The organism is Nocardiopsis nanhaiensis (genome assembly GCF_054778635.1).
Map to the genome: position 1 here is coordinate 1 of NZ_BAAGZJ010000045.1, position 12,469 is coordinate 12,469.

The 12,469-nt window shown below is 67.2% G+C and carries 10 protein-coding genes and 1 tRNA gene; 4 read left to right on the top strand and 7 right to left on the bottom strand.

Annotated features, from left to right (window positions below; all coding sequences use genetic code 11):
* Positions 1-128: 128 nt before the first annotated feature.
* The gene (gene dcd / locus ACYVD1_RS20715; RefSeq protein ID WP_460775337.1) at positions 129-719 is read right to left on the bottom strand and encodes a dCTP deaminase; all 591 of its coding nucleotides are present in this window, start codon (positions 717-719) and stop codon (positions 129-131) included.
* 135 nt (positions 720-854) lie between these two features.
* On the opposite strand from dcd, the gene ACYVD1_RS20720 reads away from it, so the two are divergent.
* Positions 855-925, top strand: a tRNA-Gly gene (locus tag ACYVD1_RS20720).
* Between the two features lie 253 nt (positions 926-1,178).
* Here the strand turns inward: ACYVD1_RS20720 and ACYVD1_RS20725 are convergent.
* Complete coding sequence (locus ACYVD1_RS20725; protein WP_460775341.1) at positions 1,179-2,066, bottom strand: lysostaphin resistance A-like protein; 888 nt, start codon at positions 2,064-2,066, stop codon at positions 1,179-1,181.
* Between the two features lie 2 nt (positions 2,067-2,068).
* Positions 2,069-2,719 carry a hypothetical protein gene (locus tag ACYVD1_RS20730; protein WP_460775344.1) on the bottom strand — a complete coding sequence of 217 codons (651 nt, stop codon included), beginning with the start codon at positions 2,717-2,719 and terminating at the stop codon, positions 2,069-2,071.
* A gap of 124 nt (positions 2,720-2,843) precedes the next feature.
* Here ACYVD1_RS20730 and ACYVD1_RS20735 point away from each other — a divergent pair, with 124 nt between their 5' ends.
* On the top strand, positions 2,844-3,458 hold the full coding sequence (locus tag ACYVD1_RS20735) for a TetR/AcrR family transcriptional regulator (protein WP_460775347.1): 615 nt from the start codon (positions 2,844-2,846) through the stop codon (positions 3,456-3,458).
* Between the two features lie 219 nt (positions 3,459-3,677).
* Here the strand turns inward: ACYVD1_RS20735 and ACYVD1_RS20740 are convergent, their stop codons facing one another.
* Both ACYVD1_RS20740 and ACYVD1_RS20745 read right to left on the bottom strand, forming a co-directional pair.
* Positions 3,678-4,337: a peptidoglycan-binding domain-containing protein gene (locus ACYVD1_RS20740; protein ID WP_460775350.1), complete on the bottom strand. Its 660-nt coding sequence runs from the start codon at positions 4,335-4,337 to the stop codon at positions 3,678-3,680.
* A 297-nt stretch (positions 4,338-4,634) separates the two neighbouring features.
* Positions 4,635-5,072, bottom strand: a complete 438-nt coding sequence (locus ACYVD1_RS20745; RefSeq protein ID WP_460775353.1) for a MerR family transcriptional regulator — start codon at positions 5,070-5,072, stop codon at positions 4,635-4,637.
* Positions 5,073-5,157: 85 nt separating this feature from the next.
* Here ACYVD1_RS20745 and ACYVD1_RS20750 point away from each other — a divergent pair, with 85 nt between their 5' ends.
* Both ACYVD1_RS20750 and ACYVD1_RS20755 read left to right on the top strand, forming a co-directional pair.
* The gene (locus tag ACYVD1_RS20750) at positions 5,158-6,000 is read left to right on the top strand and encodes an SDR family oxidoreductase (protein WP_460775356.1); all 843 of its coding nucleotides are present in this window, start codon (positions 5,158-5,160) and stop codon (positions 5,998-6,000) included.
* Positions 6,001-6,285: 285 nt separating this feature from the next.
* A complete protein-coding gene (locus tag ACYVD1_RS20755) occupies positions 6,286-8,586 on the top strand; it encodes a glycoside hydrolase family 9 protein (protein WP_460775360.1) in 2,301 nt (766 codons plus the stop codon).
* 122 nt (positions 8,587-8,708) lie between these two features.
* On the opposite strand, the gene ACYVD1_RS20760 is transcribed toward ACYVD1_RS20755, so the two are convergent.
* Together ACYVD1_RS20760 and ACYVD1_RS20765 are read right to left on the bottom strand one after the other, a co-directional pair.
* Entirely contained in the window at positions 8,709-9,659 is a 951-nt protein-coding gene (locus tag ACYVD1_RS20760; RefSeq protein ID WP_460775363.1) for an alpha/beta hydrolase, read from the bottom strand.
* Positions 9,660-9,838: 179 nt separating this feature from the next.
* A complete protein-coding gene (locus ACYVD1_RS20765) occupies positions 9,839-12,406 on the bottom strand; it encodes a hypothetical protein (protein WP_460775366.1) in 2,568 nt (855 codons plus the stop codon).
* Positions 12,407-12,469: the final 63 nt, after the last annotated feature.

Here is a 12,469-nt window from a genome sequence, read left to right on the forward strand (position 1 = left end):
AGTGTGAGCCACGGAGGGCCTCCTGACTTACTTCAGGTGTTGATCGAGACAATCCACACCTATGTCGGAGGCCCTCTCTTGTTGTCAAATCAACCCCGCGCTGTACTCAACCTCTGTGGTCAGTACACCTAGGGCGCGTCGCTGCCGATCATGGTGCGGGAGAAATTCTGGTGCGAGCGCGACGGGGTCGGACCCCGCTGCCCCTGGTAGCGGGAACCGTAGGCGGCGGAACCGTAGGGGCGCTCCGCGGGCGAGGTCAGTTGGAACATGCACAGCTGACCGATCTTCATCCCCGGGTAGAGCATGATCGGCAGGGTCGCCACGTTGGAGAGCTCCAGGGTGACGTGCCCCGAGAAGCCCGGATCGATGAAGCCGGCGGTGGAGTGCGTGAGCAGCCCCAGGCGCCCCAGGGAACTCTTCCCCTCCAACCGGCTGGCGATGTCGTCCGGCAGGCTCACCCTCTCGTGGGTGGCGGCCAGGACGAACTCGCCCGGGTGGAGGATGAACGCCTCCTTGCCGTCGGTCTCGACCAACCGGGTCAGATCCGGCTGTTCGACCGACGGGTCGATGTGCGGGTACTTGTGGTTCTCGAAGACCCGGAAGAACCGGTCGAGGCGCACGTCGATACTCGACGGTTGGACAAGAGAGGGGTCGAAGGGGTCGATCCGGACCCGCCCGGAGTCGATCTGGGACCTGATATCGCGATCGGAGAGAAGCACGCTCCGAACTTACCGCCTGCGCGAACGGTCCGGCGGCTTCTCGTCCGCACCACCCGCCACCGCTCCGACTTGCCCTCAGCCCCCGAAGGTGGGCTAGGATGGCCATCGTTGGCCGGTCCCCTCCGGCGGCGCAACGCGGATGTAGTTCAATGGTAGAACTTCAGCTTCCCAAGCTGATAACGCGGGTTCGATTCCCGTCATCCGCTCCGTACGAAAGACGGCCCCTGAGCAGCGAACATCGTTCGCACGCCAGGGGCCGTTTTCATGTTGCGGGTGCACCAGCGGGTGCACGGGGCCACGGATGACGCGCCCAGCTCCCGTCATACACCCCCGTTTGAGGGTGACCCAGGTACACGCGCCCCAGGTTTACAGCTCCGAGGTGACTCACCCCCTAACAGTCACCACGGGCCCCGCCATGACGAAACCCGCGCAGGAAGGAGCGATCGGTGGTGCTCGCCGTCATCGGATCATTACTCCTGGCTTCTGCGCCCTTCCTTCGCGCACCCAGACGACGACCACAGCCGCCAGGACGAATACAACGGGAATGAGAAGGTGCGGGCCACCAACGCCTTCGCCCCGTGCGACGGAGAATTCGCCGCCGCCCGACAGAAGAGTGTTCAAGATCGCGGTAGAGGTGTTGTTGGCGATGTGCCAGGCGATCGGCGCCTCCAGCCCTCGGCTTCGAATGGCCATTGCGGCAGTGGCAAGACCCAAGAAGACGTGGTAGCTGAACAGCCACGGGTCCGAAGCCATATGCGAGGCAGCGAAGAGAAAGCTGGAGACCACGATACCCAGGCCGAGTGCAACCCGCTCGGGCCTGACCCATGACGCAACGGCCGGCATGGTGGCGCCACGAAACATCAGTTCCTCCGCCGCCGCGGTCAAGGGCGTGGTGAGCAGCATGACCACGATGAGCGCCACGGTAGTGCCGGTGATGCCGAAGCCCACCCATGGTGTGTGGTCAATGGCGAAGACCCCCAGCGCGGCGTTGCCGAGCATGGTGAAACCGAGCGCCCAGACCAGGTAGACGGTGAGCCGGCGGACGTCGAATCCTCGGGGATAGCTCAACACGTCACGCCACGAGACCTTCGCAAAGCTGGCGACGATAGGCAATGTCAGAAAACCAGTGACGATCATGCTGATGTTCACCGCGAGAAGACGCAGCGGACTGAGTACATCCGACTGGTCGCTTGGCCCCTCGATGAGTGTCGCGACCTGGTACAGGACGACCTGCAGGAGGATCATCGCGATCGGCGGAACAATGATCAGGATAAGTGATTTCCACCAGCTCATGGAGAGGTGGGCGCCAAATCGGCGGTCGTTAATTCCGGTGTCGCTTGAAGTCATTTTCAGTTTCCTATCGCGTCGAGCCACCAGCGGTACCGGAGCCGCAGCGCGCGTTCTGTGGCCCCCGCTGCGGCCAGGATCGTCAAACCGGTGTTCAACCAGATCGGCAGCGTGAACGGCGCCTCGAACTTCCCGATTCGCTCCTCAATGAATGGAATCGCCGACAAGGGCTCCGCGATCTGCAACAGCAGGAGCGCGATGCTGATCAGGAGGACCAGTACCGATGCGAAGCCAACCCATCGACTAGCTGTCGGGTGACGGCTTTCGAACCGTGCGCGAAGCCCCTCCGCTGATCGGGGATCGGCCCGGAGCTGATGTGCGACACCGTCATCCGTCACGTACTGGCAGCGCTTCATGCCCACAGAGCTCATGGCGACTTCGATCACCCCCTGCTCCACAGCGAAGGTCGCGGGCAGCTTTGCAACAGCCGATTGACGCCCTTCACGGAACAGCTGGACCTGCACCGTCCCCGCAGCCTGATTGCTCCAATGCCGCACGTCCACCGAGTACTGATACGGAAGCCCCGAACTCGCCCGATCCAGATGAAACAGAGCACGCCCGGGAAGCTGCCACCAGCGGAACGGCGCAAGCTCGCGCCTGTCCCCCGGTTCGACGCGCGCCAGCGCAAGCCGCCGGCGCAACTGATCGATCATCGTTTCCCTTTCCGATCCAGTCTCCTTGGCGAACTCACGCTCGCACTCCACCACCATAGTACACAGTACTAGTACAATGTACTAGTTGCTCTGGTGGCACACTAGAGGACAAGAGGAGATTTCCATGACGACAAGACCACCGCTCAGTACGCGCGAGCGGATTCTCGCGGCTGCGGCCGCGATCCTGGCCGAGGACGGCATCACCGCACGGCTGACCGTGCGGGCGGTGGCTGCTCGTGCCGGAGTGAGCATCGGGTCCATGCGCCACCACTTCCCGACGCAGCAGGAGTTGCGCGATCAGGTCATGGAACGAGTAGGTGATTGGCTCGCCCCGGCGGAGTGGATGCGCGACACCTCCCTCCCCGGGCGCGAACGTCTCCTCCGGTGCCTCCGTCAGGTGCTCGCTCGTTCAGGCACGGGACAGCAGGCCCGAGACGCCATGGTCGCCGCCGTCAACGCATTCGTCGCCGTCGAACAGACTGATCAGGTGAGAGAGGCGCACCTCTCCATCGAACGCGACAGCCAACGACGCTTCGAAGGGTGGCTCAATACGCTTTCGGAGGAAGGCCTCCTCTCTCCGGACGACATCCCTCGAAACGCTCGATTCCTTGGGACAGTCCTGAACGGCCTCTCACTACAGCGAGCCTTCCCTACAATCGATGCGCTCGCGGAGGCGGAGGAGCAAACCCTTCAGGTGGCGGTATCCGCGGTCCTTACGGTTGAGCACAACGAAGCGTGAGCCGTGCCTGCGACTGGCTCTCTCCCAGGAATCAAAGCCCAGTGTGGTTCACACCACCGCTTGCACACACCGGCAATGGCCTCCAGAACATGCGCTGGCCGAAGACGCCCCGGTGCTGGGCATGGCAAGGCCCCCGTGCCATGGGTTTCAGGTTCGCTGGTCATCGCGCGGGGGCCGGTTGCCGGGTTCGGGGCCGTCTAACGGGTGGGGTCAGTGCCCCTAGTGCCCGGGTGACTCGTTCTCGGGGACGTGGGTGTTCACCAGGGACTGCAGGGTGCCCGGGTCGACCTGGCCGTCGGCGTCGATGCCGGCCTGCTCCTGGAAGTCCACCACCGCGGCGTGGGTGGCGGCACCGAAGGTGCCCTGGTCCGGGCTGTAGGTCTGGTAGCCGTCATCGTTCAGGTCGTAGCCCAGTTTCTCGGCCAGCGCGATCTGTACGGCGGTGACGGCGTGGCTCTCGTCGCCCTGGCTGACGGTTCCGGCTTCCTGGGCCAGGAAGTCCCAGCTGCGGACGTCCAGGACCCCGGTGACCGCCAGGTCGGTGGCCTGCTGGTAGTCAAGCAGGGCCTCGACGGTGACGTCGTCGAACCGGTCGTCGAGGACCTCGCCGGGCTGCAATGAGCCCTCCTCCGCCAGCAGATGCTTGGCCACCGCGATGTTCCAGCCCATCTCACCCTGCTGGTACTCGGGCCAGGATGGGGACTGGAAAACCGACGCGGCCTCGACGGTGGACTGCTTGGGGGCGACGCTTCCCGCGGCGCTCGCGCCCGCCGGCGCTGCGAACGCGGCCGCGCCCAGGAATGCCGTAGCCCCCATGGCTACCGCGAGTGAAGCCCACGTACGGCCCGTTGAGGATCGCTTCACGCGGTTCTCGATCATGACTTGACCCTTCCCTCGTCGTGTTCCCTACTTCGTGGATACGGCGTGGTTTGGTTCCGCCGCGTTGTGTAGTTGAACGCTACGAGTCAGGGCGGGTCCGGGACATCGGCCGCGAGAACGGTCTCGCCCCCTCCGAACGTCGTCCCCATGCCGCTTGAGGGGTGTACGAAAGTCACAGGCAGTGCGTTCCCGTCCCCGGTTACACCGCTGTCTCACGTTCAGGGAGACCCAGCGTGCCCACGGATGCGCTTTTCGTTTCGCTGCCATCCACGCGATCCGCCCTCATCGCTCACAGGCTCAGCGGGGCGCCGGAGCGCACTCGGGGCCGTCACGCCAGAGCGTGGCGGCGGACCCTGCGTCCAGGTGGCCCTCGTAGAGCCCGACCTTGAAATCGATGACGTCGAGCGACTGCTGGAGCTCGGCCATCCGCCGCCGCACACGCTCCTGGTGTCCCCGCAGGATCTCGAACCGCTCGGACTCGGTTCCCTCGCCCTCGCGCACCAGTTCCGCGTACCGGCGGATATCGGGCAGGGGCATGTCCGAGTCACGCAGCCGAGCGCAGACCCGCAGCCACCCGACCTCCTGTTCGCTGAAGGTCCGCCGCCCCGCCGAGTCACGCCGGACCGGCTCGACCAAGAGCCCCTGCTGTTCGTAGAAGCGCAAGGTGTGAGCGGACAGTCCGGTCCGTTCACTCACCTCACCGATGGCCATCGACTGCTCAGATGTGGCGCTCATGGCCCGAGTATAGGAAGCAGGAGCTTGACCTCGAGTCGACTCGAACTCCTACTGTCGGCCGCAGCCAACGACGGAAGGCAGCCCCATGACCACAACATGGTTCATCACAGGCACGTCCTCAGGCTTCGGTCGCCTGCTCACCGAACAGCTCCTCAGCCGCGGAGACCGGGTGGCGGCGACGCTCCGCTCCCCGGAGGCGCTCGACGGCCTGCGCGCCGAGCACGGCGATCGGCTCTGGGTGGCGCGGATGGACGTGACGGACACTGAAGAAGTCCGGAACGTCGTCGACCGGGCCTTCGCGGATCTGGGCACCATCGATGTGATCGTCAACAACGCCGGCTTCGGTGTCTTCTCTGCCGTGGAAGAAGCTTCGGACGAGCAGATCCGCGCGGTGGTCGACACCAACCTGATCGGTTCGATCCACGTGATCCGCGCGGTCCTGCCGCATCTGCGGGCTCAGGAGCACGGCCGGATCCTCCAGGTGTCCACCGCGGGCGGCCAGACGACCTACCCGAACTTCTCCTACTACCACGCCTCCAAGTGGGGCATCGAGGGGTTCTGCGAGACCGCCGCCCAAGAGATCGAACCCTTCGGCATCGGTATGACCATAGTCCAGCCCGGGGCGACTCCCACCGGTTTCGGCGGTGCGCTGGCGTCCGGACCCGTCATGCCGGAGTACGACGCCGGGCCCGCCGGGGACGTCCGACGGGCTCTCGCCGACGGTTCGTTCGTCTTGGTCAACTCTCCCGAGAAGATCGCGGGAGCGATGATCGGCCTCGTCGACAGCGGTGAAGTGCCGCTGAGGCTGCCCCTGGGATCTGACACCTACCACCACGTGCGCCGATCCCTGGTCGCACGGTTGGCGGAACACGACGCGGGGCGCGAGGTCGCGCTGTCGGTGGTCCGCGACGACCTCGTCTCCCCTTAGGAGCCGCGGCTGGGCCCGGACACGACCGGAGCCCGCGGTGCTGCGCCCCGGTCCGGACAAGGTCCGGGGCGTCTCAGCAGGGCTTCGGGGTTCGGCCCGGACTCCTCACTTGTCCTGGCACGGATCGGCTGGGATTCGGTGGGCGAGGTCGGGCTCCCGGATCGTGTGGCCGGTCTTGACGATCGTGTTTTCCCTGACGTGGCGGCGGGATTCCCGGTCGCCCACGCGATAACGCGGCCCGATCGGAATTACCCCCATTGACATGTTGTGACCGGCGACACAACAATGATCATACGATTGGGAGCGCTCCCAACACCTCTCCCCCAGGAGGACCCCTTGAGACGGAAACGGAACTCGGCCCTCGCGCTCGGCGCCTCGGCCGCACTGACCAGCGGACTTCTCGCGGCCGTCCCCGTTCAGGCCGACGAGGACCGCATCGAGCACATCGTCAACGGAGACTTCTCCGACGGAACCACCGAGTGGTGGGCCAGCGAGGAAGTGGAACTGGTCGTCACCCCAGATGAAGAACTGTGCGTCGAGGTCCCCGGCGGCACCGGTGACGCGTGGGACCTGATCGTGGGCCAGGACGACGTCCCCCTCGTCGAGGACGAGTCCTACGACCTCGCCTTCACCGCCTCCGGCGACGCGCCGATCCGCGCGCTCGTCCAGGAACCCGACGAGCCCTACCGCACCGAGCTGGACGAGCGCGCGGTCCTCACCCCGGAGCCCGAGACCCATGAGTTCGCCTTCACCGTCCAGGAGAGCCGGGACGACGGCCAGCTCGCCTTCCAGATCGGCGGAGCCGACGACGACTGGACGTTCTGCCTCGACGAGGTCTCCCTGTTGGACGGGGCCGAGCCCCCCGTACACGAACCCGACACCGGCCCCCGGGTCAGGGTCAACCAGGTGGGCTACCTGCCCGACGGCCCCAAGCACGCGACCGTCGTCACCGAGGCGGAGGGCGCCCTGCCCTGGGAGCTCACCGACGAAGACGGCGCTCCCGTAGCGGAGGGCGAGACCGAGCCCTCCGGTGTGGACGACTCCTCTGAGGAGGCGGTGCACACCATCGACTTCTCCGATTTCACCGAACCCGGGTCCGACTACACGCTGGTCGCGGACGACGAGGCGAGCCATCCGTTCGCGATCGACGCCGACCTGTACGAGACCCTGGCCACCGACTCCCTCTCCTTCTACTATCCGCAGCGCAGCGGCATCGAGATCGACGGGGACATCGCTCCCGGGTACGAGCGCGACGCCGGGCACGTCGGCGTAGCGCCCAACCAAGGGGACACCGAGGTCACCTGCCACCCGGACTCGCCATGCGACTACAGCCTGGACGTCTCCGGAGGGTGGTACGACGCCGGGGACCACGGGAAGTACGTGGTGAACGGCGGCATCTCCGTCCACCAGCTCATGAGCGTGCACGAGCGGTCCCTCACCGCACCCACGGGCAACCCCGACCGGGCGGGAGACTCCTCACTGCGCATACCCGAGACCGGCAACGGGGTACCGGACGTGCTCGACGAGGCCCGCTGGCAGATGGAGTTCATGCTCAGCATGCAGGTCCCCGCGGGCGAGGCGTTCGCCGGGATGGCGCACCACAAGATCCACGACGAGTCGTGGACGGCCATGCCGATGATGCCCGCGGACGACCCCGAGCCCCGCTACCTGCACCCGCCCTCGACCGCCGCGACCCTCAACCTCGCGGCGACCGGAGCCCAGTGCGCCCGAGTGTTCGAGGAATACGATGCCGACTTCGCAGCGGAGTGCCTGGACGCGGCCAAGACCGCCTGGGACTCGGCGGTGGCCTACCCCGAGGAGTACGCGCCCGCTGACGGTGACGGCGGCGGGCCCTACGACGATGACGACGTCTCCGACGAGTTCTACTGGGCCGCCGCCGAGCTCTACCTGGCCACCGGAGCAGCCAACTACTGGGACGCCGTCACCTCCTACGAACTGCACAACGACCCGGAGGTGTTCGTCGCCGACGGCTTCGACTGGCGCTACACCGCACCCCTGGGCCTCCTGCAGCTCGCCACCGTGCCCGGCGACGTCGAGGGACTGGACGAGATCAGGGCGACCGTGGTGGAGGGAGCCGAGCAGTACCTCACCAACGTCTCGGAGCACCCGTACGGGCTCTCCTACGCACCCGAGGACGGCGTCTTCGCCTGGGGATCCAACAACCTGGTGCTGAACAACCTGGTGGTCCTCTCCGTGGCCTACGACCTCACCGAGGAGGCGCACTTCAGGGAGGCCGTGCTCCAGGGCATGGACTACGTCCTGGGCCGCAACGCGCTCAACCAGTCCTACGTGACCGGTTACGGCACCAACGACGCGGTCAACCAGCACAGCCGCTGGTACGCCAACCAGCTCGACCCGTCCCTGCCCAACCCGCCCGACGGCTCGCTCGCGGGCGGACCCAACTCCGACACCGCGACCTGGGACCCGGTCGCCGCCGCGAACCTGAGCGGCTGCGCGCCCCAGTTCTGCTACATCGACCACATCGACTCGTACTCGACCAACGAGCTGACCATCAACTGGAACTCGACCCTGGCCTGGGTCGCGGCCTTCGCCGTCGAACAGTAGGCCGTCGCCGCCCGACCCCACGGGGTGGACCCGTCTGAGAGCGCTGGTCCACCCCGTGCCCTTGCCCTCCCCGCACCCGACCGCCGGCTCCGGCCACCAGGGCTCGGATCCCCTCTCCCGGGTTACCGAGGGGGAAGGTCCCCGGAGCCGAAGGCGTACCGGAGGGCGCGGGCCTGCTCTTCCCGGAACCCGCGCGCCACTTCCGTCTTCGGGAAGAGCGCGTCGAAACCGTGGACCGCGCCCGGGACGACCGTGACGTCGCAGGGGACACCGGCGGCGCGCAGCCGTTCCCCGTAGGACAGGTCCTCGTCGTGGAACAGGTCGAGGTCACCGACCCCGATCCAGGCCGGCGGGAGTCCAGCTAGTTCCTCCCGCCGCGCGGGGGCGGCGTACGGCGAAACGCCCTCGCTCCCCGGTGCACGGCCCAGGTAGGCGCTCCACGCGTAACGGTTGGCGGAGGGTGTCCACAGGCGCATGTTCCGCGTGTCCATGTCGGTGCGCAGGACCGTGCGGTCGTCGAGCATCGGGTAGACGAGCAGTTGGAAGACCGGGCTCAGCTCCGCCCGGTCGTGGCACAGGAGGGCCAGCGCCGCGGCGGCCCCTCCCCCTGCGCTCGCCCCGCCGATCGCGATCCGCTCCGGGTCCACCAGGAGTTCGTCGGCGTGCTCGAACACCCAGGACAACCCCGCGTAGGCGTCCTCGACGGCGGCGGGCGCCGGGTTCTGGGGTGCCTTGCGGTACCGCACGGCGACCACGGTGATCCCGAGCCGGCGGGCGAAGTCGATGCTTCCGGGCTCGTCCTGGACGGGGCTGCCGATGAGGTACCCGCCCCCGTGGATCCAGAACAGTGCCGGGGAAGGGCTGTCGAGCACCTTTGAGCGGTAGATCCGCAGGCTGACCGAAGGTGACCCGGGGGGCACCGGAACGGTCCGCTCCTCGATGTGCATGTCCTCGGGCACGGGGCCCGGTCTCATGCGTGCCGACAGCCACTGGAACGGACGAACCGTGGAGCGGCCTATCGGCGGTCTCGGTATGAAACGGGCCCGGGCGAGTTCCGGGTGCAGTTCGTTCATCGGTTTCCTCAGGGCTGCGCGGACGGATACGGGCCGAACGTCCACCGGGCGGGCGCCAGCCGGAGGCGCGGCGTCACACGGGAGCCCAGGATATCGAGCACGCTCCGCGCTGCCTGAGCGGCGGCGCCCCGGGAGAGCGTCGAGCCCTCCCGGGGCTGATGCGCCTCAACGCACCCGGATCACTCCATGGGTCGGGTACGTCGGCGCCACACGATCGCGATGGACAGCGCCCCGGCCAGGAGCAGCAATGCGGCCGTTCCGACCAGACCGCCCAGCGACGCCCCGGTCACCGGAAGATCCGGTTCGTGGGCCGGCCCGGGTGAGTCGGGACCCGACGGCCCGGGGATCGATGCGGGGTCGGGACCGGGCGACGGGTCCGGTGACGAGCTCTCCGTCGGGCTCGGTGACGGCGTGGGCGTCGGACTGGGCGTGGGAGTGGGCGTGGGAGTGGGCGACGGGGTCGGCTCCGGCTCCTGGTACACGTTGTGCACGGTGCAGGTCATGTGGTCTCCGAGCCCGACGCCGACCTCACGCCCGTCGTTGACCGGGTCCTGGTCACCGTCGAGCACACATCTCCACGAGTCGAACCCGTAGTCGTCGGGTCCGTGCTCGGTCAGCTCGTAGTGGCCGGGCCGGACCCAGGCGTCCGTCACCGCCTCGTCTCCGCTGTTGCCCTCCACGATGGTCGGACCGTCCGCCGTCAGTACCCAGTCCTCGGGGGTGGCGGTGCCGCCTCCGCTGTTGTCCACGGTCTTGACCAGCGTCAATCTAGTGTCGCACGAGACCACGTTGGTGATCAGGTACTCGCTGGACTGGGCGTAGACCTCGAAGTCCAGGTCCGTGGGATCCACGCCGACCGGGTTGTCGGGGTCGTCCCCCCGTGCCGTGCGCACCTCGTCGAGGGTGCACCGCTCGGGGATCGCCACCTCTTCGGTGCCGGTGGCGTCGTCGCCGATCGAGTACCCGCCGCGGGACTCGCCCCAGTCCTGCGGCGACGGGTCCGCGTCCCCCGGGCCGGACAGCTCCAGGTCCGCTTCGAACCCGTCCGGGCGGTCGCCCTGTGCGACGGTCCGGTCGTCGATCTCCCACTGCTTGTCGACCGTGAGCCCGGTTGGGGACAGCTTGTTGTAGATCCGGCACTCGACGGCGCTGCTGCGCGGGACATCCACCTCGAAAGCGGTGTTCCCGTCACCCGTAGCGACAGACTCGGAGCCGTGCGGATCCGCACTTCCGTCCTCTTCGCGGATCTCGCAGACGGCCGTGTTCCCGTCCGGGGCGAACAGCTCGTACCCCTCCTGCTGTTGCTCCGTGACACGCAGAGTCGCGGTCTCGGTGTCCGCCGGGTAGTCCAGCTGGAAGTTGACCGTTCCGGTGCCATCGGTCGTGGCGCTCTCCGGGTCCGCCCCGACACCGTCCGGATCGGCGACGGCGGCGTCGAAGGCCCATCCCTGACCTGCTTGAGTGGCCCCAGTGATGTCGTCGCCCTCGTTCTCGGAGGGCACGATGTACTTGGTCACCGAAAGGGTGCCCTCGCACAGGTAGGCCAGAAGCTCCCGGACGGCCTGCCCGACCTCGGCGAAGTTATCCGTGTGCAGGTAGTCGGCGTCGGCGGTATTGCCCGCGTCGGCGTCGAACTCCACCGGTCCGGACATCGCCCGGAGGTTGAGTTCGGTGGTCTCGTCGATGCCCGATCCGACACCCGCCACCATCAGGCGGCTGCCCGCGCCCTTGAGTTCGTTGGCGGAGAAGATTCCGTTCTCCACCTCGATGACGCGGGTCTGACTGCCGTTGCCCTGCTCATCCGCGTAGAAGGTGGGGTTGCCGTCCGTGATCATCACGGTGAGGTCGTAGTGCTCACCGGCGGCGGCCATGTCTTCGGCGACCTTGGCCACGCCCTGGTCCCAGTTGGTGCCGCCGACTGCGTCCCAGTCGGAGTAGGTGGCCTTGAAGGCGTCCGCCTCGTCCTGGGTGGCGACCGGCACGAGATCCGGCCGGTTGTCGCCCCCCTGCGCGGGCGAACCGCTGGCGAAGGAGAAGACCGCCGCCTGGGAGGGGGACCCCACCAGGGAGTCGACCATCGTGTCCGCAGCGTCTGTGAGATCGCCCACAGAGCCCGACATCGAACCCGAGAGGTCGAGCAGGAGCGCGACGTTGAGCCCGCAGGCCTGTGGGAGCGGCGGGTTGTCGATCGACTGCTGCCAGTAACCCGACGGGGTGGTCCAGGAGTCGGGGTCACGCATGAAGGCATCGTCTGCCGGGGAGTCGAAACTCGACCCCGCGGTGAGCTCGGGTGTCTGATACCGGTATTCGCGTTCGACCGAGTTCTCGCCGGTGCCCTGCCCGGTACGCAGGCCGGGGTTGGTGAACCATCCCTCGGGGACACCGTCCTCCTCTTGACCGACCCAGAGCCGGGTATCCGGAGAAACGCCGTCAGCTCCGACGGGGATCTCGAAGGTACAGACTCCGCCCGTGGACTCACAGGTGGCCCAGTCCTCATCGGAGAACGGAGTCTCGCTGTCCTCCGACTCGTAGAGCGCCAGGTTCACCCCGTCGAGGGTGTCGACTTCACCGCTGGGGAGTCGTTCACCGCCGGTGTGGACCGTGACCGTGCTGATTTCCTGCCGAGCGCCCTGCGCAGCCGCGGGTGCGGCGGAGGCGGTCAAGGCCAGGAGCAGAGCGGTCAGCAGAGCAGGAAGGCGGCAGAGCCGACCCCGCGGTGTTCGACGATGCGAGCGGAAAGCAGACATGAGGCACCTTTCATCACCAGACAACCACTAAGAGTAATCAATATGCACTCAGGGTGATTGATG

What these genes read in the sequence shown, in the direction of transcription:
- ACYVD1_RS20725 (WP_460775341.1), bottom strand. Translation starts at nt 2,066, where the DNA reads ATGACTTCAAGCGACACCGGAATTAACGACCGCCGATTTGGCGCCCAC.
- ACYVD1_RS20730 (WP_460775344.1), bottom strand. Translation starts at nt 2,719, where the DNA reads ATGATCGATCAGTTGCGCCGGCGGCTTGCGCTGGCGCGCGTCGAACCG.
- ACYVD1_RS20735 (WP_460775347.1), top strand. Translation starts at nt 2,844, where the DNA reads ATGACGACAAGACCACCGCTCAGTACGCGCGAGCGGATTCTCGCGGCT.
- ACYVD1_RS20740 (WP_460775350.1), bottom strand. Translation starts at nt 4,337, where the DNA reads ATGATCGAGAACCGCGTGAAGCGATCCTCAACGGGCCGTACGTGGGCT.
- ACYVD1_RS20745 (WP_460775353.1), bottom strand. Translation starts at nt 5,072, where the DNA reads ATGAGCGCCACATCTGAGCAGTCGATGGCCATCGGTGAGGTGAGTGAA.
- ACYVD1_RS20750 (WP_460775356.1), top strand. Translation starts at nt 5,158, where the DNA reads ATGACCACAACATGGTTCATCACAGGCACGTCCTCAGGCTTCGGTCGC.
- ACYVD1_RS20755 (WP_460775360.1), top strand. Translation starts at nt 6,286, where the DNA reads ATGATCATACGATTGGGAGCGCTCCCAACACCTCTCCCCCAGGAGGAC.
- ACYVD1_RS20760 (WP_460775363.1), bottom strand. Translation starts at nt 9,659, where the DNA reads ATGAACGAACTGCACCCGGAACTCGCCCGGGCCCGTTTCATACCGAGA.
- ACYVD1_RS20765 (WP_460775366.1), bottom strand. Translation starts at nt 12,406, where the DNA reads ATGTCTGCTTTCCGCTCGCATCGTCGAACACCGCGGGGTCGGCTCTGC.